Origin of the sequence: Pseudomonas sp. Bout1 (assembly GCF_034314165.1) — a bacterium.
Lineage (GTDB): Bacteria > Pseudomonadota > Gammaproteobacteria > Pseudomonadales > Pseudomonadaceae > Aquipseudomonas.
Genome location: NZ_JAVIWK010000001.1, coordinates 1,653,760 through 1,677,645, shown reverse-complemented (window position 1 = coordinate 1,677,645; position 23,886 = coordinate 1,653,760). Strand labels below are relative to the sequence as shown.

23 protein-coding genes and 1 tRNA gene are annotated in these 23,886 nt (G+C 54.5%); 10 read left to right on the top strand and 14 right to left on the bottom strand.

Translation table 11 applies throughout. The features are described from left to right. The first annotated feature begins 98 nt into the window (after positions 1-98). The 3 genes from RGV33_RS07685 (at position 99) to RGV33_RS07675 (ending at position 4,301) form a co-directional block, all read left to right on the top strand. A complete protein-coding gene (locus RGV33_RS07685; protein WP_322143757.1) occupies positions 99-2,471 on the top strand; it encodes a TOTE conflict system archaeo-eukaryotic primase domain-containing protein in 2,373 nt (790 codons plus the stop codon). A 520-nt stretch (positions 2,472-2,991) separates the two neighbouring features. Next, positions 2,992-3,723, top strand: coding sequence for a hypothetical protein (locus tag RGV33_RS07680; protein ID WP_322143756.1), 732 nt, complete (start codon positions 2,992-2,994; stop codon positions 3,721-3,723). 71 nt (positions 3,724-3,794) lie between these two features. Then, the gene (locus RGV33_RS07675) at positions 3,795-4,301 is read left to right on the top strand and encodes a hypothetical protein (protein WP_322143755.1); all 507 of its coding nucleotides are present in this window, start codon (positions 3,795-3,797) and stop codon (positions 4,299-4,301) included. Here the strand turns inward: RGV33_RS07675 and RGV33_RS07670 are convergent. The 3 genes from RGV33_RS07670 to RGV33_RS07660 form a co-directional block, all read right to left on the bottom strand. Continuing rightward, positions 4,294-5,523, bottom strand: a complete 1,230-nt coding sequence (locus tag RGV33_RS07670; RefSeq protein ID WP_322143754.1) for a PD-(D/E)XK nuclease family protein — start codon at positions 5,521-5,523, stop codon at positions 4,294-4,296. The genes RGV33_RS07675 and RGV33_RS07670 overlap by 8 nt on opposite strands. A gap of 2 nt (positions 5,524-5,525) precedes the next feature. Then, positions 5,526-6,092 (bottom strand): hypothetical protein, encoded by a 567-nt coding sequence (locus RGV33_RS07665; RefSeq protein WP_322143753.1) that lies wholly within the window; start codon positions 6,090-6,092, stop codon positions 5,526-5,528. A gap of 174 nt (positions 6,093-6,266) precedes the next feature. After that, positions 6,267-7,415, bottom strand: coding sequence for a hypothetical protein (locus RGV33_RS07660; RefSeq protein WP_322143752.1), 1,149 nt, complete (start codon positions 7,413-7,415; stop codon positions 6,267-6,269). Positions 7,416-8,013: 598 nt separating this feature from the next. On the opposite strand from RGV33_RS07660, the gene RGV33_RS07655 reads away from it, so the two are divergent. The 4 genes from RGV33_RS07655 (at position 8,014) to RGV33_RS07640 (ending at position 11,829) form a co-directional block, all read left to right on the top strand. After that, positions 8,014-8,367 carry a YkgJ family cysteine cluster protein gene (locus RGV33_RS07655; RefSeq protein ID WP_322143751.1) on the top strand — a complete coding sequence of 118 codons (354 nt, stop codon included), beginning with the start codon at positions 8,014-8,016 and terminating at the stop codon, positions 8,365-8,367. 1 nt (position 8,368) lies between these two features. After that, complete coding sequence (locus RGV33_RS07650; protein ID WP_322143750.1) at positions 8,369-9,301, top strand: hypothetical protein; 933 nt, start codon at positions 8,369-8,371, stop codon at positions 9,299-9,301. A gap of 3 nt (positions 9,302-9,304) precedes the next feature. Then, positions 9,305-9,715 carry a hypothetical protein gene (locus RGV33_RS07645; protein ID WP_322143749.1) on the top strand — a complete coding sequence of 137 codons (411 nt, stop codon included), beginning with the start codon at positions 9,305-9,307 and terminating at the stop codon, positions 9,713-9,715. 539 nt (positions 9,716-10,254) lie between these two features. Beyond that, positions 10,255-11,829 carry a protein kinase domain-containing protein gene (locus RGV33_RS07640; protein WP_322143748.1) on the top strand — a complete coding sequence of 525 codons (1,575 nt, stop codon included), beginning with the start codon at positions 10,255-10,257 and terminating at the stop codon, positions 11,827-11,829. A gap of 1,296 nt (positions 11,830-13,125) precedes the next feature. Here the strand turns inward: RGV33_RS07640 and RGV33_RS07635 are convergent. The 9 genes from RGV33_RS07635 to dapA form a co-directional block, all read right to left on the bottom strand. Further along, positions 13,126-13,452, bottom strand: a complete 327-nt coding sequence (locus RGV33_RS07635) for a hypothetical protein (RefSeq protein ID WP_322143747.1) — start codon at positions 13,450-13,452, stop codon at positions 13,126-13,128. Further along, positions 13,449-14,060, bottom strand: coding sequence for a nucleotidyltransferase domain-containing protein (locus RGV33_RS07630; protein ID WP_322143746.1), 612 nt, complete (start codon positions 14,058-14,060; stop codon positions 13,449-13,451). The genes RGV33_RS07635 and RGV33_RS07630 overlap by 4 nt, the downstream gene beginning before the upstream one ends. A 2-nt stretch (positions 14,061-14,062) precedes the next feature. Next, a complete protein-coding gene (locus tag RGV33_RS07625; RefSeq protein ID WP_322143745.1) occupies positions 14,063-14,995 on the bottom strand; it encodes a pentapeptide repeat-containing protein in 933 nt (310 codons plus the stop codon). 204 nt (positions 14,996-15,199) lie between these two features. Continuing rightward, positions 15,200-15,550, bottom strand: coding sequence for a hypothetical protein (locus RGV33_RS07620; protein ID WP_322143744.1), 351 nt, complete (start codon positions 15,548-15,550; stop codon positions 15,200-15,202). A 268-nt stretch (positions 15,551-15,818) separates the two neighbouring features. Continuing rightward, a tRNA-Ser gene (locus tag RGV33_RS07615) sits at positions 15,819-15,908 on the bottom strand. Positions 15,909-15,991: 83 nt separating this feature from the next. Next, entirely contained in the window at positions 15,992-16,705 is a 714-nt protein-coding gene (purC, locus tag RGV33_RS07610) for a phosphoribosylaminoimidazolesuccinocarboxamide synthase (protein WP_003211975.1), read from the bottom strand. Positions 16,706-16,733: 28 nt separating this feature from the next. Then, positions 16,734-17,492, bottom strand: coding sequence for an MBL fold metallo-hydrolase (locus tag RGV33_RS07605; RefSeq protein ID WP_322143743.1), 759 nt, complete (start codon positions 17,490-17,492; stop codon positions 16,734-16,736). Positions 17,493-17,496: 4 nt separating this feature from the next. Continuing rightward, a complete protein-coding gene (gene bamC / locus RGV33_RS07600) occupies positions 17,497-18,612 on the bottom strand; it encodes an outer membrane protein assembly factor BamC (RefSeq protein WP_322143742.1) in 1,116 nt (371 codons plus the stop codon). Positions 18,613-18,629: 17 nt separating this feature from the next. Continuing rightward, positions 18,630-19,508 (bottom strand): 4-hydroxy-tetrahydrodipicolinate synthase, encoded by an 879-nt coding sequence (gene dapA, locus RGV33_RS07595; RefSeq protein WP_322143741.1) that lies wholly within the window; start codon positions 19,506-19,508, stop codon positions 18,630-18,632. Positions 19,509-19,769: 261 nt separating this feature from the next. On the opposite strand from dapA, the gene RGV33_RS07590 reads away from it, so the two are divergent. Together RGV33_RS07590 and RGV33_RS07585 are read left to right on the top strand one after the other, a co-directional pair. Next, on the top strand, positions 19,770-20,330 hold the full coding sequence (locus tag RGV33_RS07590; RefSeq protein WP_003172487.1) for a glycine cleavage system protein R: 561 nt from the start codon (positions 19,770-19,772) through the stop codon (positions 20,328-20,330). A gap of 10 nt (positions 20,331-20,340) precedes the next feature. Further along, positions 20,341-20,814 carry a peroxiredoxin gene (locus tag RGV33_RS07585; RefSeq protein WP_322143740.1) on the top strand — a complete coding sequence of 158 codons (474 nt, stop codon included), beginning with the start codon at positions 20,341-20,343 and terminating at the stop codon, positions 20,812-20,814. Between the two features lie 132 nt (positions 20,815-20,946). Here the strand turns inward: RGV33_RS07585 and RGV33_RS07580 are convergent, their stop codons facing one another. Further along, positions 20,947-22,017 carry an AI-2E family transporter gene (locus RGV33_RS07580; RefSeq protein WP_003211986.1) on the bottom strand — a complete coding sequence of 357 codons (1,071 nt, stop codon included), beginning with the start codon at positions 22,015-22,017 and terminating at the stop codon, positions 20,947-20,949. A gap of 40 nt (positions 22,018-22,057) precedes the next feature. Next, on the bottom strand, positions 22,058-22,297 hold the full coding sequence (locus tag RGV33_RS07575) for a sulfurtransferase TusA family protein (RefSeq protein WP_322143739.1): 240 nt from the start codon (positions 22,295-22,297) through the stop codon (positions 22,058-22,060). Between the two features lie 95 nt (positions 22,298-22,392). Between RGV33_RS07575 and RGV33_RS07570 the strand changes: the two genes are divergently transcribed. Next, positions 22,393-23,826: a M48 family metalloprotease gene (locus RGV33_RS07570; protein WP_322143738.1), complete on the top strand. Its 1,434-nt coding sequence runs from the start codon at positions 22,393-22,395 to the stop codon at positions 23,824-23,826. The last annotated feature ends 60 nt before the right edge of the window (positions 23,827-23,886 follow it).

Below are 23,886 nucleotides of genomic sequence, written 5' to 3'. Positions count from 1 at the left end.
CGGCGTGGCGCGGCCACCGGCCCTGCGGTTTGATCCCGCCCCCCGCCGACTGATAGCCTAACCCCACAGGCCATTCCCCAACACCGAGGCTCGATGCGGTGACCGACACCAAGTTGTTGGCGACACTCCAGGCGGAGAACGCGCGCTTAATTGCCTTGCTCGACGCGCACGGCATCGATTGGCAACCGCCTGTCGAACCTGTGCTGATCCCCCTGGCGCCCGTTGATCCGTCGTCCGCCCTGGACACCCGCAGCAAGCTCGCCCTCTTTCGTAGCTTGTTCAGAGGCCGTACCGACATCTACCCGCTGCGCTGGGAAGGCAAAAGCGGGAAGTCCGGCTATGCACCGGCCTGCGCGAACGAGTGGCGTCCGGGGATCTGCGAGAAACCACGGATCAAATGTGGCGACTGCCACCAACGCCAACTGCTGGAAGTGACCGACGACGTCATCTTTCGCCATCTGGCAGGCGCGGTCGTGGTCGGCGTATATCCGTTGCTCAAGGACGATACTTGCTACTTTCTGGCCGCCGATTTCGACGAGGCCGAATGGCGCGATGACGCCCGCGCATTCGTGGAGTCCTGCCAGGCCCTCGGTGTGCCCGTCGCCTTGGAAGTCTCACGCTCGGGCAACGGCGCGCATGCCTGGATCTTCTTCGAGGACAAGGTACTGGCCAGCGATGCACGCCGTCTCGGAGCCGCCATCATCAGTCATGCCTGTGAACGCACGCGGCAATTATCGCTCAGTTCCTACGACAGGTTGTTTCCCAACCAGGACACCCTGCCCAAAGGCGGTTTTGGCAACTTGATCGCGTTACCGCTGCAAAAACGCTCCAGGGCGCAGCATCACAGCGTCTTTGTCGATGACGCCCTGGTGCCCTATGCCGATCAGTGGGCGTTCCTCGCCACCCTCCAACGCATGAGCCCCGAGCGCCTCCACCCCGTCATTACTCAGGCCACGGGCAACCGCGACCCCGTCGCCATTGCCTACGCCGATGAAGACGAAGGTGCCCAGCCATGGAAAGTCCCCTCGCCTCGACCACAGAAGCCCAACGGCCCGATGCCTGCCACCCTGAGCATCACCCTGGCGAACCTGATCTACTTTGAAAAGGCCCAGCTGCCTCAACCCTTGGTCAACCAGTTGATCCGCCTCGCGGCATTTCAGAATCCCGAGTTTTACAAAGCGCAGGCCCTGCGCCTGTCAGTGTGGAACAAACCCAGAGTCATTGGCTGCGCGCAGAATTTCCCCCAACATATCGCCTTGCCCCGCGGCTGCTGGGACGCCGTGCAGGTGCTGCTGGCGGAGTACCAGATCACGCCACTGGTGGAAGACGAGCGTTTCGCGGGCCATCCGTTGGGTGTCAGTTTCCTCGGCACTCTGCGTCCTGACCAAGAAACAGCTGTTAGCGCCATGCAAGCACATGACACCGGTATCCTCTGCGCGCCAACGGCCTTCGGTAAAACCGTGAGTGCCGCAGCGCTCATTACCAGGCGGCGTGTGAATACCTTGGTACTGGTGCACAGGACCGAGCTACTCCGGCAGTGGCAAGAACGCTTGCAGGCGTTCCTCGGCGTCGGCAAAGAAGTCGTCGGCACCTTGGGCGGCGGCAAGCCCAAGCTCACCGGCCAGATCGATATAGCCGTCATGCAATCGCTGTCGCGCAAAGGCGAGATCAGTGACCTTGTGAAAAATTACGGCCAGATCATCATCGACGAATGCCATCACCTGTCGGCGGTGTCTTTCGAAGCGCTGTTGCGCAGTTCGCCCGCGCGTTACGTGCTCGGGCTGACGGCGACCCCGATCCGCCGCGATGGGCAGCAGCCCATCATTTTCATGCAGTGCGGACCTATCCGCCATACCGCCGCGCGCCCAGCCAGCGCCCCTCATGATTTGTCCGTGAGCCCTCGCATACTGTCCGCCCCCCTCATCGTCCCTGAGGGCTCGGGTATCCAGGAAGTATTCAGGCGATTGGCAGATGACTCACAGCGCACGGCCACCATCGTTTCTGCTGTGGTGCAAGCTTACCGCCAAGGCCGAAAAGTCCTGGTGCTTAGCCAACGCACTGAGCATGTTGAGACGCTAGATGTTGCGCTCAAGGAGCATGTCGCGAATCTGTTCACGCTCCATGGCCGCATGCCGAAGAAACGGCGGGCGTCGCTGATCAGTACATTGGAGTCTCTGCCCGAAGATGCGCCTCGGGTGCTCGTGGCCACCGGTACGCTAATTGGCGAAGGGTTCGATCACCCTGCACTGGATACCTTGGTGCTGGCCATGCCCATTTCCTGGCGCGGCATCCTCCAGCAGTACGCCGGACGCCTGCATCGCCTACACACCGCCAAATCCGACGTACAGGTGATTGATTTCGTAGACGAGGGTAACGTCGCAGTGTTGAGGATGTGGGAGAAGCGCAAGGCCGGTTACAAAGCCATGGGCTATCGACTGGTCGATTCATCCACCACACTTTCACTGCTGTAGGCCTGTCGCGTGAAAGGAAAGAACTGGCATCAGCCCGATTGAAGAGCCATCTGAACGAACCGACATCCGCTACCCTGATATCGGTTTCGAACTGAGATTCGACTCGCTGAAAGGACCTTCGCAATGCAGGAACAGTACGACCGGGCCAAACTGCTGGATGAGGTTTGGACAGAAGCGGTGACGATAGTCGCACCGCGCTACCAGCTCTCTGACGTAGGCCTTAAGAAACTCTGTGGACGACTACAGATCCCAACCCCGCCTCGGGGCTACTGGACACGACTGAAGGCTGGCAAGTCGGTGCCGCCGCGCCCCAAACTCCGCGAATACGTTGGCCACCCGATGAACCTATTTCGCACGCCGGCCCCGCACACCGAGGCTGAGCCCAAGCCAATGGATGAGCGGCTGGTACCGCTGCTGGCCTTTGAGCGAGCACCTGGCAACCAGATTATCGTCCCTGATCAAGTGAAGCGTTGGCACCCGATGACCAACGCTGCCCGCGTTGCATTGAAGAAACCCGTCATTGATTCACGCGGCCAGCCCAGCGCGCGCGCCTGCGTTAAATATTTGTGTTTCACCCTCCTTGCAGGATCGCGCGCTAAGGCTCGTGGATACCCTCCTAAAAGCACTGGAAACACGTGGCTATCGTATCGAGCAGAGCAAGAAGCAGGTCGACATCCTCATCATGGGCCGAGGTTATCATCTGCGCGTGTTCGAACCCTGCAAGCGCAGCCCATATGTGCCAACGCCAAAACAACTGGAGGACAAGGCTCGCGGGCGCTGGAGCTACTGGCCTAATTGGGCATATCAACCGACAGGGAAACTCTACCTGCTAATAAATGAAGGGTATGCAGGCAAAGTTACCGACTCACCGGGCCAACCGGTCGAGATGCAATTGAACAAGCTGCTCGAACAGGTCGTTACAAACGCCGTCGGGGAGCTGGTGAATGCAGAGCAGCAGGCCATTGCCGATGAAAAGCGTCGCCAGCTGCGCGAAAACGCTGCCGCGCGAAAACGCATACAGAATGACGAACGAAAACGCTTAGCCGCCCTAGAGTCCGATGCACAGAACTGGCGCCGCGCCCAGGTCATCCGCGACTATATCGACACCCTTCAGCGCACGTCGCTATCGGGAACCCACGGCATAGAGCATACGAGCTATTTGCAATGGGCGGGCGCCAAAGCCGATTGGCTAGATCCACTGATACGAAATGTGACCGATATACTGGACGAAGATATCAAGATCCCCTATTAGCCAGCACTTTCATGAGCGATGAAACGAAAAAAACCTAAGACTTAATACATACATTTGACGAGATAGTCGCGTTGAAAGACGCACAACAGCGCCAAAAACTGGTAAATGATCTTGCCCAGGCCATGCCTGCTATATTCGACAGGTTCCCAATAGAACTCGCCTTTGGTGACGCCAGTCCCGCCATCGGCGACTGGTCGGACCCAACCGACTCGGGAATGCTGGTCACCGGCGATGGTGTTGGGTGCAAGAGCGGCGTGTATTTTTTTGGTACCCCTGAAGCGCAAATCCTCTATATCGGCAAGGCAACCCGGAACAACCTGCACCATCGGGTCTGGGACCATGTTAAGCCGCCCAGCATCCGAGAAGACGGTTGGCGAACCTTTCCCAACCATCGGTTCACAGGGTTTGCGAACGACAAAAATCTAGTGCCTCACGTTCAAGACGGTGAAGCACGGATTGCAGTCATTACGGTCTCTGACCCGGTGATGGTATCTCTCATTGAGGTCTATCTACTGACGGCCCATGAAACGGCACGGTGCATTGCCAGCTTTCAACCGACAAATTGGCTAGTCAACTGACTGGCATTGCTTGTGGTTGCGTCGCACTGACACTTGCACACTGCAACTCAGGCTGACCAGACAGCTCAGATTTGATCAGCTCGACAGTGCGCAGCACCTCCGTGACCAATGCCATGGGGTCAGACAAACAGTCAATTTTTCTGGCAACGTTGTCCTGGTAAAGGCATGAGTACCATTTGAACGCATTCCAATTCCGCCACATCAGGTACAAAGGCAATTGAGGCGTTTGCGCCAACAATCCTCCATCGCTCGCCAGTTTCCCGCTACTGACCGGCACCACGCCATAATGCAGCGCATCAGTGGCAACCTCGATTCGTAGCAGCATTCCCTCGACACCAATGTCGAAAAACTGCCCCACGTGCTTCAACCTCAATGCCTTGGGCAAGAACCACTTGCGGCAATTCGCCTCGCTACTGTCATGCCCGGTAAAGTCAATCGGCGATGACACGGGCGTACAACGTTCTGACAATGCGTGTCGCACAGCATCAAAGAAGCCGAACAATACTGTCCCCTTCGCATGGGGCAGTGCCTGGGCGATGGCCTCGGCAGCCTGCAAATTGTCGTCGGCAATGAGAAGTTCGATCAGTGCATTTCGTGTGGTATGGGTCATGGCTCGCCCGGTGATTTTCTGGACCAGATTCTTGTACTGGATCAATGCATGCTGAAGTGCCGGCGTCGCGCTTGAGGTGCTGACGCACCGCTCAAGCCAGTCGAGGATGTGTTCCTGGTACGACAGTCGACGGTAGCTCACGCCGCAATGACTGCTTGCGTGCGCCTCCGTACCTTTCTTTGTCAGGTACCACAACTGCCACTGCTTGCCTGAGGCCTTTCCAATATCGTCATAACGCTTGAGTTGTTGGTTGCCGTCGAGGGCTTCGATCTTGTTTTCGATCAGGATGAGGTGATCCCTCAGGTGAATCACCACATCCACACGACCGTACCCCGCGAAAATCTGCTCCTTTTGCACCCTGGCGTCGCTGAGGCTGCATTCGTGTTCGAAACCCATTGTCGACAGGAACAGTTCAAGAAAGTACACACCTTGACCGTGACGGCCCTCGGGGCTCAAGAGTTCTGCGATCATGGCCGAGTGAGTGTTGACCTCGGCCCGCTCGATTCGGGTGATGGAGAAGAGGTTGAACAGCTCACCGCTTGCTGCGAGTTTGGCGTTCGTCTCCCTCACCAGGCTGCCGACCTGATTCAACAACAGTTGTACTTTCTCCATGCTCACTGTTTCCCCAGAATCGGATTCAGTATTTTTCGTAGTTCAGACTCGATTAACCCAACCCCGAAGTAAGATGTCGGCGGCGCCTCGAAACTCTGATAACTATATGTAATTTCCACATCACGAATTAAGTGCGGTCTTGCCCGAAGCTTAAGTGCATACGTTCCGGACTCCAAGAGCGATTCGACGTGATTTTTGATTCGATCAGCTATCGACTCTCGCTTCCCTAAATAAAATGGAATCGGTTTGCCTGCTGCCAATGCCGCTAAGTGATGCTTCACCCGACTCGGGTAATAACGAGGGATTTTTCCGTCATGCGCTTTGGCCCGTATTGCTCCCCATCGCTCACCAAATTCGCCAAGTTCCGCTGCTGTGGAAAACTTAAATTTCGCTTCGAAGTAATAAATCCCAGGCTTTTGAGGCAGGACAGGAAGCTCATCATCCTCACCGAGATCAAGCGTTTTTTGGGTTTCTCGCAAGCGTTGGGCAAGTGCAGTAATTGGCGCATGTTCAGTCAGTTTTGAATGAGCACTTACCAGTTGCTTCAAAGCCGCTTCAAGTCTTTCCAAAGGTCACTCCCAAGTTCTGAGCACAAAGAGGCACCCAAGAGTGCGTGTTCATGGTGGTGTCCTCCATGTTGCTGGAGGGTAAGGGTGTATCAGTCTCAGTGCGCCGTTGCCGCTATTCGTCCCGTAGCTACCGGTCACAGATCCGGCATATTCCATTGCAAATCAAAGCTTACGTCAGCGCATGACAAGTGCATGCAAGGTATGGAACAGGTGCTCGAGAATTTTTCCAGCGGATGCATCTGTGTCAGGCTTCGAGGAGGCGGTCGTGAACGGCCTGTACCCCGGGTAAAACGTATCCTGCAAGCTCAGCGCTTGCACTTTCTGTAATCGCGTGGGCATGCAGGGTGCGGTGCTGGAAAGCACCAGGCAAAGGATCGCCGCCTCTCGCAATGCCCCCCTCGGCCGACCGTCATTCGATCTGGCCAATGCCTCAAACAACTTATGCAGGAAGCAAGACAGGTGAAACAGTTCGTCTTCGTCCAACTCAAGCACGTGGCGCCAGGAGACTTTGACGTGACAATTGAAGCGGTGCCGTTTGTCGATTTCGGGTAGAGCCCGTCCCAGAAAAAGACACTCGCTGGCTGCCACCAGCACATCAGGCTGTACGTCCTCGACGACAAAGGCAAAGCCCTCCAGTAGATGTGCTTCATCAGGATCTGCCGGGTTGTGATGCAACATCACCGATGGCAAAACAGGCTCTTTGGATGACGCGTCACACAACTCGGCCTTGATAAAAAAGCCGAGTGCGGCCAAGCCGTTCAGTGCCCGCAGAATGATCTCGACCAGTTGCTGACGGTAATCCCGGTTGAGTTGGCCTTGATGGTCGAAGATGTGACCGTCAACTTCCTTGATCTCCCACAGGATGTTATGCAGATAACCGGTTGTTTCGTGATACCAGTATTTCAACCTCCGCGCGTCCTCGCCAACCGGCTCCATCAATGCCAAAGGAGGTTTGGTTTGCCTCAGTTCCTGCAATTCGCCTTGCAACCGTATGACTTCCTGCTCGGACGCCTTGAGCCTAGCTTGAAACTGCCGGTCGCGAGACTTGAGGCTGGCGGCGAGGTCCTGCCCCACCGCGAGCTTGCCCAGTCGGATTTGCCCCGGAACTGGATTATCAAAACGCGCAACCGGAAGCCGCTCGCCCGGCCCCAGTAGCTGGTCACACCAGTGAGCGAAGGTCAGGTCCTTCGACGCGATCGCAGACAAGCGGCCCTTCAGGGCACGGTCAAGCACCACCTCTTCCACGTTGGTAAAGTCTGCCAATACACCATATTTGCTCAGAACACTCAGTTGAGCTGCCTTTGCCTTGCTCTCTAAACCCACAGTCGCTCTCCCTGCCTCAACGCTGTCTACCGACAAATCGTCGAGAGCATGCCAGCAGGCTTGGCAAACTGCCAACATCGCGTGAGCTGGGTGTATTGGCCGATTAACTCTGCCATCCGTACTGGAAGATCTGAATAGGGTTGAGTTGGCTGCTGAACGACAAACCTCTTATCACTCGCCACTGGATAAGTCGGACGCGACGCACTGACTTGGTCATCGAGCCCCCCCCCCTGGACTCCAGATTCCAATTGCCTTGCGAGTCTTCTGGCGGTTAGCGCCCGGACCCACGACTAAATACTCGCCTTCACCGACACCATGAAATTACGCGGATTCCCATAGTATTTGCCAAACGTCTCAATGCCGATAGTCGAGTAATAGCGCTTACCGGCGAGCGTCAGCGTCTGTCCATCTGCCGCCTATCATCGCGGGAAGCTGCCGGCCAGAAGCGGTCTTTCAGTCCTACTAATGAATGCTGCCCCTCCATCTCGCTTGCGTGCAAGATTCATTAAAGCTTTTCAGCAAATGGCAGATACCGTATGACAGGCATGATGGCCGTCAATGCGTTATCACAGCTACAGTCGTCGGAAGAGGATGAGCCATGGGCGAAGGACCGCAACCAGTACAAACGCTTGTCGTGCAACACGCATCAAGCACTTCAATTGTATTTACTTGTACAAAATGTGGGCTGTGCTGCAAAAACCTAGATAAATCTATGGTTTATGCACATTTGGACCGCGGTGATGGTACTTGTATAAATTTTGACAGCCACAGTCATATTTGCAAAATCTATAGTAGCCGCCCATTGATCTGTCGAGTGGACGACTTTTATGAACAAAATCTGTCCGCGCACGTAAGCAAAAACGAATACATAGCGGCCAACTTTCAAGCATGTGCAGATGCACAGCAAGCACACAGAATCGACAATTCTCCTACACATAAAGAGGGATCTTAAAATGCCACTTCCGTTTATTTTATGGGGTGCTGCTGCTGCTTTGGCGGCAACGGGTGTATTCAAAGGCGTTGAGGCATCCAACAACTTTGATAAAGCCAAAGGCATCGGCGAAGATGCAGAGCTTGAATTTAAAAAGGCATCTAAAGTACTTGACGGTGCACGCGAGGAGACCCAAGCCGCGCTGGCGGCACTCGGCAAGTTAAAAATTCATACATTTAGCCATCAAATTAAATACCTCGTTGAAGCGTTCAAGAAGCGAAAAGACACTAAGAGTACCCTGAAAGGGTTCAATGAAAACTTTACCGTCGAGGAATTGAAGTCTTATGAAAAGCTGGTGCTGAACTCTCTGGAAATTGAGAGAGGCCTTGCATCGGGAGCGGGCGGCGGAGCGTTGGCGGCTATTGGGGCCTATGGTTCAGTAGGGGCATTAGCCAGCGCCTCCACAGGCGCGGCTATTTCCGGGCTTTCTGGCGCAGCGGCCACTAATGCCACCTTGGCTTGGCTTGGCGGAGGCGCATTGAGCGCCGGCGGCTTTGGAATGGCCGGAGGCATGATCGCCTTAGGCGGAATTGTGCTTGGCCCAGCGCTCGCTATCGGCGGGTTCATGATGGCAAGCAAGGCTGAAGAAGCATTGACTAAAGCTCATGATTACCAAGCCAAAGTCGAAACCGCCATTGCTGAGATGGAGGTGTTGAAAACTGCACTTAAGGCTATAAGAACGAATGCGGCCGAGATGGCCAAAACCATTAACGAGATCGTAACGCGCTTCGAGCTGATCAAAGTAAAAGACGACAGCGATCCCAGCGCATTCGAGAAGATGGTGGTGCTTGGTACAGGGCTTAAACAAGTACTTGATATACCAATCATCACGCCAGACGGTTCGGCGGCAAAAAATATCAAAAGCACTATTTCCGGAATTTTGTCCTTGAGCTAAAACATGAAAAAGCACATCCAAACTATCATTCAGAAAGCGCCCACCATTCCGTTGCAAGCGGCCCAGTCTTCCCTTGAGGAGCTAATGTCAGCTTGGCTGGAATACAAAAAGGTTGCCGAAGTTGAAGGCACCAAAAGAGCAGCTATATCCGCATTCAAAGATGTAAAACTAGAACAGATCGGTGCCCAAAGAGTTATTCTGGAGCAGTACCTGGCTAAAACCTTCGAAGAGCGAGCGACAACGATTCATAATTTCTTCGAAGTACTCGACAAGGGCATTCAAACTGGCGATAGCACTTTGATAAGCGGTGCAATCGGCGCCATTGTCGACATTTCCAAGCAATCTCCACTTGCTGGGGCGCGCGAGCTTATCGGTGCCTTTTACGATCCAGATATCAAGACGATCGAGATTTAGGCTCTCTACGACACAACTGGCGGTAGCCGCGGCCGTAAGGCCGCGTAACCGGCGCCTCATTATGACGGGGGACCTAAGTAGCATCGATTTATCCGGGTGTGACCCTGTGACCGGCTGCTTTCGGCCCCGAGTGTGTAAAAACGTTTCGCCAAAATTGAAGTGTGCACGTCTACGTTAAATCTAAAATTTATCGGCACGTCAGCAGATGTGGATTTCGCGTAGAAGCGCGATTTACAGTCCGGTTTTGAGTACCTGTCGCGCTCAAAAACGTTTTTACACAGCCTCGGCCAAAAGCGGTCAGTCGTTGGAGTTGACGAAAACAGAGGCAATTCAAGTTACGGGTTGGAAATGGTATTCGGCGCTCGCCAGGCGAAGCCAGGGTCGGAGGCCCGCAGTGGTACTGTTAAAATATTGTGGCCTATTTCTACTTCAAAGGTGCTGCTGACTGATGTTCACTCCGCCATCGCTGTGCTCTCTATTACGGAAAATTGATTTCCAAGCAACCCAGCCAACTACTAACTTTAATAAGGATGCGTCGTATGGATATGGACAAACACTTGCAAGAATTTCTAGAGGCGTGCTTGTTTAGAGGGAAAATAGTTGATCGCCGTGAAGGGCGAGGTGGGTTGATTTATATTGTAGATCAAGAAAATAGCTTTCCGAACCGAGTGGCATATAAAACCATCAAAGAATTCGAAAACAACACCGCTGAACGAGTTAATGGCTTTATTCGCGAAGCGCACAACTGGGTGGATTTTTCCGGTCATTACTCCATAATCACGCCGCACTTTATAAAGTTTTATAACGGGGTACCTTTGGTATGTATGCCATGCTGTGACGGGGATCTTCGTGACTTAATAGAGTTAAAGCCTGATCTCGTCGCCGTCATAAATATTGGTCTCCAAATAGTAAAAGGGATGATCGTTGCGAATAGTCGCGGAATGGAATACCACCAAGATATAAAGCCTGAAAATATTCTTTATTCAGATTTGAGCAAAAAACTTCGTGACTTCCCTCCGTCACATATCGATCCTTCTGTGAGGTATTCGGTAAAAATTGCTGATTTCGGTGTGGCTAATGCATGGTTCGATGATCACTTAGGCGGCACTAATTCATACAAAGCGCCTGAGCAGTATGTAGTGGACAAGACGAAAGCGTTCGCCCCTGATGTTTTTGCGGTGGGGATAGTTATTGCAGAACTGTATCAAGGCTATCACCCAGCAGTGCAATCTTCGACGATTGACCCTGGAAAAACATGGAAGGGTTCCAAGTTGAAAAAGTGGGCTGGCAGCGATATCAGAAACTTCTCTGAACCCCAGTCGCCAGCAGCTGAAGCTCTAATAAAACTTTTAGGTGACATGCTCTCCGCTGAACCAAGTGCGCGCCCTACATTCTCTAGATGTTACGAAAGACTGGCAGAGTTGCTGGAAACGCTCAGTCCAATAACACTCAATCAAATGGAATTGCTATTTGATTATTATGACTGCAATGCAAACCATCAAAGCCTAGAGTCGGACCTGCATGGACAGTTAAAGCTCTTGGTTATTCCTAGCAAAAGGCAATTTGTGAAGGATAAACTAGCGAGAGACTTGAGTTTTTGTCTCGGTACGGATTCGGAAGACTTAGAAAACTTTCTTGAGATTCATCATAGAGCGAAAGCATTGCAGCAAGCATGCAGAGGGGATATTGATAGCGCTCAGAGAGCACTTCTTATTGAGGCTTCCAGAAAGGTTGTGTTATTTGTGCTTTCATCCTGCGAACTAATCACCTCGTTTAATCTTTGGTCGACTCCTGCATTCAAAGAACCGCCCCCCGAAAAAATAGGTAGTGACTTGGAAGCGAGGTCGGAAATACTTTGCACAAATATTGAGCGCCTTATTTATTTAAAATCATACGACCAAGAACTAAAAGGACAAGTTGAGTCTGGCGGCAGTGAAATTAAAGCATGCCTTTTAATGAATGAGGCGTCGAATGAGTGGATTGCGAATAGGTGGAGCAATGCCCGAGCGCTGCTAGGCCGGGCCCTTCAGTTGGCTACATCTGAGCCGGAGTTGGATGTGCTTTATAAGAACTGGCTATCCGTGGAAAAACTTCATTCTGAACCGGACGCATAGCGCCTTAAATTACATTTCTTAAATTCACTGGTCGAATAGATGAAAGCAAGGATCAGCGCTCGCCGATTCTTGTGGCAACCAATCTCATCGTGGTACACCACGACAAGATCAATGGTGTGTAACGTTCATCTACGTAGCCCATTGAGAGTGGCCGCAGTGGTTCAGCATGAAGGCCGATTCACTCATGCATTCGTAGACTCTCCGAATGACAGCTTTTGGCCGATTGTGTTGAAAAAGTCGGCTTTCCCGAAACACTCGAATATTGATGGATGAAAACACCTCAGTTGCACGCGGCTACGTGAACTCCGAGTCCTGAACGTTCTGCCGAAAATTCAGATTTCAATCTCAGGCGCGTACTTTTCTCGCGCAGAATTCGAAGCCGACTTTTTCAACAGAATCGGCCGGTTTCAGTCCTTCGCGACAGGCAGAAAGCGGCGAAATTCGGTCATCAACTATCAGATAGCTGGAGTCTTCGGCTAAAGCTGCTCTGAAATCCATCTGCCCCGGAGCACTGCGTCCAGCATTATTGTTGCGACACTAATGACCATTTTCTCAACTGCCACGGACCCGCATTTGGTTCTAAAGAGCCAACCCCTCGAGCCTTGGCTGTAAAGTAATGCTGAGTCAGCAACTCTAGACGTACTACCTGACCAACTGATACATAGGATGGCTTTTTGAGATTATCGTAAACAGGAAGGCAGTCGGGATGCGTGAAAACGAGACTCACGACTAGCGACAAGCCTAGCGTCATCGGCACCCCAGAGAAACACATAGAAAGCAGAAGAAGTGAGGGTTTAAACATCATGCGCCTCCGCTGGCTTCATTCTGTGTAAGCAAGTCGCGATAGCAGCCGAGTGTAATAGGAGAGCCCATGGTACGGTTTTGAAACAATACCGACACTGGTAGCTCGGCTGCATGACCTCTTTCAGCGCACCGCCACTCATCAGCGTGCAGTCACCGAACCAGCCTTGACGAATGGTAGCTATGAAAATCAGGCACATTCTTACAGACGAAAAAAAGCCCGATCACGGGATCGGGCTTTTTACTTAGTGGGATCATTGTGGGATCACCACTAAATTCGTTCCCTTCTCAAAAGTCTGAAAAATATCAAACCCTCAATAAATAATGGCGGAGAGATAGGGACGCTCTGCGAAATGCTCTACAACCCCCAAAACACAAGCACCACAAGGGTTACACCTTAGTTTTGGTACAAAACACTGGTACAAATGGAAATGATCCACCGTCCATATTGAAAACATTCCTAGCAGCATGCCCCTATGAATTTAGGTCTCCAGATTAGCCCAAATCACTAACAACGTCACCCGTGCTCATACCCACTATACGAGCGATACGCTGCGTCAGGTCATAAACCTCTGCAGAAAGCAGTCGATACTCATCCGTAACCTGCTCCTGGCTTTTGTTTGCCAAGAAGAACAGCTTGCTGGCTGACTCGTATACCGCTTGGGACAAAGCCGAAGATGAAGCTATGCCATTTACTTTAGTCCAGCGATCGATAGCCCCACTAGAAAGCCCATAAAGCTCCTCTTTCCAGGCGAGGCCATTAACGAGACCTAGCACCTCACGCTGTGCATCAATACGGTTGTTGAACTCTCTCGCAATCATTGATAACTCCGCAGCCTCTGCATCCACTGGGGTACGGTAGTGACCGCCTTGATTACCGTGGTTATCTCGTCTTGCATAATTTTTTCTCCATAACCTCGTGTCGATAACAACCGCGCACGCATGAGGATCGAGAACACTTCTGGATCTATGTCGAGGCACGGGCTCACTAGTAAAGGGGACATTCTGGAAAAAATTGGCGACCCGAGTGAAAGCGAGTGACAGGTTGCAAAGTTTCGGACGGCCAAAAACATACAAGACAAGTTAAATATAGAACTGTTAGCAGAATGCTTTAACGCCTCAAAAGACTTCTCAAAAAGCAACTTAAACTTATCACAATCACTATCACAAGCGACATAGCGTGCAGGCACACCCAAATCACTAATGAAGTCCGAATTATCGGAGGAAAAAAGCAACTTAGACTCCAGATGCAGGTGCCAAGCGAATGGATTGCCTTCTATCCAAAGAGCCTGCAGACGCTCATAGCGATACAAGGAAAACTTTTCGGGATCCATCTGCGGAGCCGGACCATCGACGCAGGCTAAAAGGTCCACGTCCGAGCCACGGTCGACCTCTCCCCTACAAATGGAGCCAAAGGCATAGATGTGCATTTTCATCTCCGCCCGAACCGTTTTACGAGAATAGCCGTCAGGAAAGCAAACCCGATCAAGCGAGTAGCAGCAATGGCGGACGAGAACCACACAGGGTAATGGTCCGTATGCGGATTGGCGATACCGAAGAACACGCCGGGGGACGCAAGAAAACTCGCGAGGTAGTCCTTGAGACTCCAAACGTCACCAAACATATAAGTGTCATAAACCGCGATAACAAGATGAATCACTACGATAGAGCGCAGTAGCTTAAGTGTGTTTTCGCCATTCCCCCAAATCGCGTCAAGAACCCTAAACTCAAGCCACTTCCCAAACTGGGGTAACTTCTTCCAGCCAGGATATTTATTCCTGTAGTAAGTTTCACTCGACGACCACGACTTCTTTAAGTAATTAGAAGTAGCATCTAGCTCTAGTGAAATCGCCTTATTGACCGCTTTTGCATCTCCAACCTGCTGAAAATTCATACGGAGCGATCTGGCGAACCGCATTTTCAGATTCTCTTTACGAGGCGCTTCACTATCGAGTATATCGTCATCAATCTGACAACGCTCAAACACTGCATATTCGAAATTACATCCTGAAAATTTTGTTTGATGAAAGTTACAACCGACAAACCGACAACCTGTAAAATCGCAGGAATCAAAAACACAGTTATTAAAATAGCAACCGTCGAAGACACTATGCAGGAAGGAAACATTCCTGAAAATAGTCTGCTTAGTCGCATTAAGCCTAATATATACTTTGAATGCGTAAGCTTTACTTTCGTTCTGAACGGTCTCATCGACATAGAAGTCGGTGACGACCTCTCGATTCCCCTTCAAAAGCGCTTTATGCGGCACCTTAAAACACCCAACAACACTCGTGCCCTGGGGGGGCTCCGCAGGAGGTGGCATTTCTGCTGGCAATTTCTCGTCTGTCATTTTTGGCTTACGCACTTCATTGTGCACAATTGGTCTGAAGCCTCATATTGAACGAAAGCTAGCGCTCCTTCAATGTTACAAGGACTGATCGTCCTCACGATTGATGTAGCCGTGAGGACGTTTCGCACACGCCCAATCTACACGCGACTCCCTTATGATGAAACGCTCTGAAACAGACCATACCAGCCGTTGAGAGCGTCTCAAAGGGACGGAGCGCCGTCAGTAGCCAAGCGCATCCTTGGTCTGCTTGCAGCTTCCTAGCCGACCTTTAACCTGACCAGTCAACAAACGTGTCTGCGTGGACTGATAGGCTTTGGTAGTGCCGTAGTGCTTCTTCACAGTATCGAGCTTGTCTTTCGCCAAGATCATCTGTGTCACACAGTCATTAATGTCCTTCTTCGACAGGGTTAGCGTACCAGCCACATTAGGCGTTCCTTGAGGACGATTCTCGTACAACTTCTGAACCTCACCAAGGCTTGCCAGTGCAGCAGCTTCGTCTTCATTGCTTGCGGCCCATGCAGACGCACACATAACCACTACAACTATTGCTGTTACACATTGCTTGATCAATGAAGTCTCCCTTTGTCATTGATAGGGTCCTAGCCTGCCGCTTGCAGTACCAGTCAGCGACGGGCATAGAGCTACTACCTTCAAGCCAAGAGGGCTTTGAGAGCGTTGCTCTGTCAGCCTAAAAATTGGCAGAACGAGTGATTTGGTTAAATACTGAACAAAAAAAGCCCCGATCCGTAGATCAGGGCTATTTTTTGGTACAAAGCGCTGGTACAAAATCGCTTCGCTAAAACCCTCACAACCTATTGATTTATAAGGGTTTTTAATATGGCGGAGAGATAGGGATTCGAACCCTAGGTACCGGTGAAGGTACAACGGATTTCGAATCCGTCCCATTCGGCCACTCTGGCATCTCTCCAACGGCGCGCATCATAACAGCCTGTTTCCTGGAAGCAAAGCGCCAAAGCGATTTTTTTCCGTGCTATCAGATGCTTGCGTCGATTACAGCGGTACGCCAAGACGGTTGGCGACTTCTTCGTAGGCTTCGATGACATCACCGAGGCCCTGACGGAAGCGGTCTTTGTCCATCTTCTTGCGAGTGTCTTTGTCCCACAGGCGGCAGCCATCCGGGCTGAATTCGTCACCCAGGACGATGGAGCCGTCGTGGAACACACCGAATTCGAGTTTGAAGTCCACCAGCAGCAGGCCGGCGTCGTCGAACAGTTTGCTCAGGACGTCGTTGACCTTCAGCGACAGCTCCTTCATGCGAGCCAATTGTTCAGCGGTGCCCCAACCGAATGCCACTACGTGGGATTCGTTGATGAACGGGTCGCCCTTGGCATCGTCTTTCAGGAACAGTTCGAAGGTGTAAGGATTGAGCTTGAGGCCCTCCTCCACGCCCAAACGCTTCACCAGGCTGCCGGCCGCGTAGTTACGCACGACGCACTCGACCGGGATCATGTCGAGTTTTTTCACCAGGCATTCGTTGTCGCCCAGCAGTTTGTCGAATTGGGTCGGAATGCCGGCCGCTTCGAGTTTCTGCATGATGAAGGCGTTGAACTTGTTGTTCACCATGCCTTTGCGGTCGAGCTGTTCGATGCGCTTGCCGTCGAACGCCGAGGTGTCGTTGCGAAACAGCAGGATCAGGCGGTTGGCGTCGTCGGTCTTGTACACCGATTTGGCTTTGCCGCGGTAGAGTTCTTCACGTTTTTCCATGATGGGCTCCGCTTGCTAAGTAGGTGGGCTAGGCGATATGTCGCCAGTCGAGCCCTGAATCTTGATCGGCCAGTTGCAGCCAGTCCGGGTCGCACCCAAGGGTGTCGACAAAACATTGCCGGGCAAGCGTCGGCAGGTTGTTCTTGCTGCTCAGGTGGGCCAGGACCAGGTGTTGCAGGTCTTGCCAGCCCAACTCATACACCAGGTACGCCGCCTGGTGGTTGTTCAAATGCCCAAACTGCCCGCCGACCCGCTGCTTGAGAAAGGCCGGGTAGTGGCCACGCGCAAGCAGGTCGCGGCAGTGGTTTGACTCGATCATCAATGCATCGAGGTCGCGATAGCCCTCCAGTACCTTGGCGCAGTAGGAGCCCAGGTCAGTGAGCAGGCCGAAGCGCCGCTCACCATCACTGAATACGTATTGCGTCGGTTCCTGGGCATCGTGGGCCACTTCAATCACATCAATGCTCAAGGCACCGATCTGCAATTGCTCGCCACCAGCGAGCAACCCTGCGGGTTCAATCGGTTTGCGCATCCCGCGCAAGGTACCGCGACTGAGGTACACCGGAAGATTGTAGCGCCGAGACAGCAAACCCACGCCATGCACGTGGTCGGCATGTTCGTGGGTCACCAGAATCGCGCTCAGTTGCGCGGGGTGAACCCCCAGGCGCAGCAGGCGTCGCTCGGTTTCCCGCAGGGAGAAACCACAATCCACCAGGACGTACGTGTCGTCATGGGCTACAAGCGTGCCGTTCCCTTGGCTACCGCTGCCGAGAACGGCAAAACGCATCGGATCAGCCCAGGTTGTCCTGAATCACGCCCAACACTTTGCGCGCCACTTCTGCCGGCGCCACGGTGTTGATGTTTTTCTCGACGGTGACTTGCACGCTGTCGCCAACCTTGCTCAAACGAACCTGATAGCGATCGGCGCGAGTTTCGACCTCTTCCTTGGTCGGCGTGCTGCCGAACAGCTTGCTGAAGAAACCTGGCTCTTCGTCTTTCTTCTCGGCTTTTTCGGCCAAGTTGATGTAGTACAGGCCCAGGCTGCGGTTGATGTCTTCAACGCGCCATTCGCCGTGCTCCAGCGCGCGGCCGACACTCGACCAGGCGCGGTCCAGGTCTTCACCCAGGTTGAGCACCACGTTGCCGCTGCCGTCTTCGCTGAGGCTGACACGGCTCGGTGTATCAAAGCTACCGGCGGCGAGCAGGGAGACGGAACCGCCCTTCTCGGAGATACGGCTCATGCTGGCGAGCATTTCGTCGACCAGGGCAGCGTCCACACCGGTGTTGACCGAACGCGGGGTGAAGTCGACGTTAGCGGTGCTGCCGGCAGGGCGCTCGGCGCTCACCACATAGACTTCACTGGTATTGCGTTGCACGCCTGGCTCGATACGCACGCGGATGCGGGCTTCGCTGTCATTGGCTACGCCGCCGGCCTGCAGGCGCTTGGCCATGGATGCCGACAGTTCGCTGGTGTGCTGCCACGCGGTGGTGAACTCACCGGTCTGCGGGCGTTGCTCGTCGATGCGAAAACCATTGTCCTGGAAGAACTGCACGGCCACCGGCCAGACTTCGGCAGGTGGGCGCTGGGCCATGACCCAACGGGTATCGCCGCTCTTCTGCAGGCTGTAGTCGCTGGCATCGGCCACGGCCGACAGCGGCTGTGGACGCGGTACTTGGTATTCACCCTTGAAGGTGTCGTCGGCCACGTTGCGCGGAATCGGCAGCAACGGGTCAAGGCGCTTGGCGACATTGACGTCCGACGGCAATTTCATCGGGGCGGTTTGTTGGGCTTCCAGGTAATCGCTACCGCGGTCGCGGAAGTAGCCTTCCGGGCCCCAGATCCAACCGCAGCCACTGGTGCTGGAGATAATCAAGGCAAGTGCGGAAAGTCCGGCCAATCGCTTCATGCGTAGTGCTTCCTCAATTAAACCAGGACGCCGGACTGGCGCAGGGCCTGTCGCAGCGGTTCGTGACAGGCTTCGCTGAGCCAGGTGAGCGGCAGACGGATACCGTCCGGCATCAGGCCCATCTCATGCAGCGCCCATTTCACGGGGATAGGGTTGGATTCGATAAACAGGGTTTTGTTGAGCGGTGCCAGTTGTTCGTGGATCGCCCGGGCCTTGACCGCATCGCCGGCAATGGCCGCGGCGCACAGCTCGCTCATGGCGCGCGGTGCGACGTTGGCCGTTACCGAGATATTGCCTTTGCCGCCCAGCAGGATCAGTTCGACCGCAGTGGCGTCGTCACCGGAATACACCAGGAAGTCGCTGCTGACGCCGGCCAGGATGTCCTTGGCGCGTTGCAGGTCACCGGTGGCTTCCTTGATGCCGATGATGTTCGGCACGGTGGACAGGCGGATCACGGTCTCGGCCTTCATGTCGCAGGCGGTGCGACCGGGCACGTTGTAGAGGATCTGCGGGATGTCGACGGCTTCGGCGATGGTGCGAAAGTGCAGGTACAGGCCTTCCTGGGTCGGCTTGTTGTAGTACGGCGTCACCAGCAGGCAGGCATCGGCGCCGGCTTTCTTGGCGTTCCTGGTCAATTCGATCGCTTCGCGGGTCGAATTGGCGCCCGTGCCGGCGATGACAGCAATACGCCCTGCCACGCGCTTGACCACGAACTCGATCACTTCGATGTGTTCTTCCACATCAAGTGTGGCCGATTCACCTGTGGTGCCGACCGCCACGATGGCGTTGGTGCCCTCTTGCAGGTGGAAGTCCACCAGTTTGCCCAGGCTGTCCCAGTCGAGATTACCTTGTGCATCCATGGGTGTGACCAGTGCCACCATACTGCCCGCAATCATGCAACCGCTCCTGCCGGAAAAAGAGAGCGGTAATGGTACTGGCGCCAAGATGCTTGTACAAGCGAAGTACCGCCTGAGGATGCGTTCTGGATCAACTTAGTTCGCAGCAACGCCATCATTGGGCCAAAGCGGGGTTTGATGACGCTGTTTACGTAATGAAAACGCCACCTCCTAGCCCTTGGCGATGGTTTTCGCTACCCTTCATGCTTTGATTGATACTGCTTTCATCGTATCGACCGCTCATCGCTTTAGGAAGGCTGCATGTCCACCCCCACAGTCCGCGAACAATTCCTTGTCATCAGTGCCCTCGGCGCCAACCCCATGGAGCTGACTAACGTCCTGTGCCGCGCCAGCCATGAAAACCGCTGCGCCGTCGTGACCTCCCGCCTGACCCGCCACGGCGAGTGCAGTGCGCTGGTCCTGCAGATTTCCGGAACCTGGGATGCCCTGGCCCGCCTTGAAACCGGCTTGCCGGGTTTGGCCAAGAAGCACGACTTCACCGTCAATGTGGTGCGCAGTGCGGCCCTGGAGAACCGTCCCCAGGCCCTGCCTTACGTGGCCTATGTCAGCTCGGCCTACCGCTCGGACATCGTCAACGAGCTGTGCCAGTTCTTTATCGACCACAATGTCGAGCTGGAAAACCTGACCTGCGACACGTATCAGGCCCCGCAGACCGGCGGCACGATGCTCAACGCTACCTTTACCGTGACCTTGCCGGCCGGCGTGCAGATCAGTTGGCTGCGTGACCAGTTCCTGGATTTCGCCGATGCCCTGAACCTCGACGCACTGATCGAGCCATGGCGCCCACAGAACCCAATGTAAGGAAGCCTTCATGGCTGTAGTCATCGACACACCCGTAGCCGACTTCGAAGCCCAGGCCACCAGCGGGCAGACCTTCAGCCTCGCCGGGCTCAAGGGCAAGCAAGTGGTGCTCTATTTCTATCCGAAAGACAGCACCCCGGGCTGCACCACCCAAGGCCAGGGCTTTCGTGACCAGCACGCAGCGTTCAAGGCAGCCAACACCGAGGTGTTTGGTGTGTCCCGCGACAGCCTGAAGTCCCACGAGAACTTCAAGGCCAAGCAGCAATTCCCCTTTGAGCTGATCAGCGACAAGGACGAAGCGGTTTGCCAGCTGTTTGATGTGATCAAGCTGAAGAAGCTGTATGGCAAGGAATACCTGGGCGTTGATCGCAGCACCTTTCTGATCGACAAAAATGGCGTGCTGCGCCAGGAATGGCGTGGCGTGAAAGTGCCAGGCCATGTGGATGCAGTGCTGGAAGCAGCGCAGGCGCTGAACAAGGCTTGATTCACTTGCGGGCTTTGAAATAGCTATCGCAGGCAAGCCAGCTCCCATACGTGATCATTGTTCGACAGGGCAACTCAGTCAATGTGGGAGCCGGGCTTGCCCGCGATAAGGCCTGCACCGGCACCACAAATATCAGAGTAACGGCGCTACAACAGGCTCCTGCCGGGGCCACGCATCCAGCACCGCCTTGAACAGCGTCGCCAGGGGAATCGCAAAGAACACCCCCCAAAAGCCCCACAACCCGCCGAACAACAACACCGCACAGATGATCGCCACCGGATGCAGGTTCACCGCCTCCGAGAACAGCAGCGGCACCAGCACGTTGCCGTCCAGCACCTGGATGATGCCGTACACCGCCATCAAGTAGATGAACTGATCACTCCAGCCCCACTGGAACAGCGCGATCAACATCACCGGCACCGTCACCACCACCGCGCCGACATACGGCACCACCACTGAAACACCGACCAGCAGCGCCAGCAAGGCCGCGTAGTTCAGCCCCAGTGCGACAAAGCCGATGTAGGTCACGCCACCGCAGATAAAGATCTCGATGACCTTGCCGCGAATGTAGTTGGCAATCTGCCGGTTCATTTCCTCGGCGACCCGGGTAATCAGCGCCCGCTCACGCGGCAGGTAGCCACGCACCCAACGACCGATCATCTCGCGGTCCTTGAGGAAGAAAAACACCAGGATCGGCACCAGCACCAGGTAGATCATGATGTTGACCAGCAGCGGCAAGCTCGAAAGGGAAAAGGTCAGCGCCCATTGCCCGAACTTTCCGATTTCACCGCGCGCCACTTCAATGGCCTGCAGTACTTGCTCATCCGACACCAGGTGCGGATAACGCTCGGGCAACAGCAGCAACAGCGATTGCCACTTGGCGAGCATGCCCGGTAGTTCATTGAACAAGGTGATCAACTGATGCCACAGCAGCGGCACCACGATCACGATGAACACCAACAAAAGGCCCATGAACAAGGCAAACACCAGGCCCACCGCCGCCCCGCCTGGCAAACGCAAACGCTCCAGAATGGAAACCAGGCCTTGCATCAAGTACGCCAGCACCATCCCCGCCAATACCGGCGCGAGCATACCGCCCAGGGTGAGCACGGCCGTAAAGGCCAGAAACAGCAGGACGGCCAGCACCACGGCTTCTTCGTCGGAGAAGTAGCGCTGAATCCAGTCACGTAACACTTTGAACATCAATAAACCTCAGGCGATAAGAACAGCATATTCAAGCGATTCAGGCCTTGCGCAACCAGTAACGATACACACCGGCATCATCTTCTTCATGCAGCAGGGTGTGGCCGGCCAGCTTGGCAAACGTACGGAAATCCCGCTGGGAGCCTGCGTCCGTGGCGATCACCTTGAGCACCGCGCCGCTGGCCAGTCGATTGAGTTCCAGCTTGGCCTTGAGCAATGGCAGCGGGCAGTTAAGGCCACTGGCATCCAGTTCGGCATCGAAGGCTACAGCGTCGGTCATGGTTTTGCTCCGGGTGGGCGTCGGGGGCGCTTAGAATATCTGGTCCGAAGCTCAGTGTCCGGCTACAGTAAGGTCTTTGTCGAAAGGCTTTGTGCATGACTTTTTTGCGCCCTACCCTGCTGACGCTGGCTTGCCTGCTTGCCTCTCCAGGCTTCGCCGACGACCTGCCGTCACTTGGCGACGCCAGTTCTGCCATTGTCTCGCCGCAACAGGAATACCAACTGGGCCGAGCATGGCTGGCCTACCTGCGTGGCCAGGTCTCGCAGCTCAACGACCCGCAATTGAAGGATTACGTCGAAACCAGCGTTTACAAGCTGGTTGAGACCAGCCAGGTGAATGACCGGCGCCTGGAGTTCATTTTGATCAACAGCCCGCAGTTGAACGCCTTTGCCGCACCGGGGGGCATTGTCGGGGTCAACGGCGGCCTGTTCCTCAACGCCCAGACCGAAGGCGAATACGCCTCGGTGCTGGCGCACGAATTGGCTCACTTGTCCCAACGCCACTTCGCCCGAGGCGTAGAAGCACAGCAGCGCATGCAGATCCCGATGATGGCGGCGCTGCTCGGCGGCATCATCGCTGCTGCCGCTGGCGCGGGGGATGCAGGCATTGCCGCGATTGCCGGCAGCCAGGCCGCCGCAATCCAGGAACAACGCCGCTTTTCTCGGCAAAACGAGCAAGAGGCTGACCGCATCGGCATTCTCAACCTGGAGAAGGCCGGCTACGACCCACGTTCCATGCCGACCATGTTCGAGCGTTTGATGCGCCAGTACCGTTTCGATGCCAAGCCACCGGAATTCCTGTTGACTCACCCGGTGACCGAATCGCGGATCGCCGACACCCGCAACCGTGCGGAGCAGGCCAAGCAGGGCGGTATTGAGGACAGCCTGCGCTATCAACTGATCCGCGCTCGGGTGCAGCTGTATTACGAAGACACGCCTGGGCTGGCAGCCAAACGCTTCCAGGCCCAGCTGGATGAGAATCCGAAAAGCGACGTGGCGCGTTATGGTCTTGCCATCGCCCAGATCAAAGGTTCGCAGTTCAACCTGGCAAGGGAAAATCTCAAGCCCCTGCTGGCCAAGGCGCCCAACGACATCACGTACAACCTGGCGCAGATAGAGCTGGACATGACTAACAACCGCCTGCCGGATGCCCAACAGCGTACGGACCGGATGTTGACGCAATACCCAGGCAACTACCCGTTGAACCAGGTACGGGTAGATCTTCTGCTCAAGCAGAACCGCACGGCTGACGCGGAAAAAGCCCTCGAAGGCCTGCTTAAATCACGCTCGGACGATCCGGATGTCTGGTATCAGGTCGCGGAAACCCGGGGTTTGTCAGGCAATATCATCGGCCTGCATCAGGCGCGCGCCGAGTACTTCGCGCTGGTGGGTGATTTCCAGCAAGCCATCCAGCAACTCGATTTCGCCAAGCGTCGCGCGGGTAGCAACTTCCCGCTGTCATCACGTATCGATGCACGCCAGCGCGAGCTGATCGAACAGGAACGCCTGGTCAAAGGCATGATGAGCTAAACCTTGCGGCCACAAAAAAGCCCCGCTCTCGTGCATCGAGAGCGGGGCTTTTTATTGGAC

Bases quoted from the DNA above. Each gene is read 5' to 3' on its own strand.
- RGV33_RS07670 (WP_322143754.1), bottom strand. From the start codon at position 5,523: ATGGAGAAAGTACAACTGTTGTTGAATCAGGTCGGCAGCCTGGTGAGG.
- RGV33_RS07655 (WP_322143751.1), top strand. From the start codon at position 8,014: ATGGGCGAAGGACCGCAACCAGTACAAACGCTTGTCGTGCAACACGCA.
- RGV33_RS07650 (WP_322143750.1), top strand. From the start codon at position 8,369: ATGCCACTTCCGTTTATTTTATGGGGTGCTGCTGCTGCTTTGGCGGCA.
- RGV33_RS07645 (WP_322143749.1), top strand. From the start codon at position 9,305: ATGAAAAAGCACATCCAAACTATCATTCAGAAAGCGCCCACCATTCCG.
- RGV33_RS07640 (WP_322143748.1), top strand. From the start codon at position 10,255: ATGGATATGGACAAACACTTGCAAGAATTTCTAGAGGCGTGCTTGTTT.
- RGV33_RS07635 (WP_322143747.1), bottom strand. From the start codon at position 13,452: ATGATTGCGAGAGAGTTCAACAACCGTATTGATGCACAGCGTGAGGTG.
- RGV33_RS07630 (WP_322143746.1), bottom strand. From the start codon at position 14,060: ATGCACATCTATGCCTTTGGCTCCATTTGTAGGGGAGAGGTCGACCGT.
- purC (WP_003211975.1), bottom strand. From the start codon at position 16,705: ATGGAAAAACGTGAAGAACTCTACCGCGGCAAAGCCAAATCGGTGTAC.
- RGV33_RS07605 (WP_322143743.1), bottom strand. From the start codon at position 17,492: ATGCGTTTTGCCGTTCTCGGCAGCGGTAGCCAAGGGAACGGCACGCTT.
- bamC (WP_322143742.1), bottom strand. From the start codon at position 18,612: ATGAAGCGATTGGCCGGACTTTCCGCACTTGCCTTGATTATCTCCAGC.
- dapA (WP_322143741.1), bottom strand. From the start codon at position 19,508: ATGATTGCGGGCAGTATGGTGGCACTGGTCACACCCATGGATGCACAA.
- RGV33_RS07590 (WP_003172487.1), top strand. From the start codon at position 19,770: ATGTCCACCCCCACAGTCCGCGAACAATTCCTTGTCATCAGTGCCCTC.
- RGV33_RS07585 (WP_322143740.1), top strand. From the start codon at position 20,341: ATGGCTGTAGTCATCGACACACCCGTAGCCGACTTCGAAGCCCAGGCC.
- RGV33_RS07580 (WP_003211986.1), bottom strand. From the start codon at position 22,017: ATGTTCAAAGTGTTACGTGACTGGATTCAGCGCTACTTCTCCGACGAA.
- RGV33_RS07575 (WP_322143739.1), bottom strand. From the start codon at position 22,297: ATGACCGACGCTGTAGCCTTCGATGCCGAACTGGATGCCAGTGGCCTT.
- RGV33_RS07570 (WP_322143738.1), top strand. From the start codon at position 22,393: ATGACTTTTTTGCGCCCTACCCTGCTGACGCTGGCTTGCCTGCTTGCC.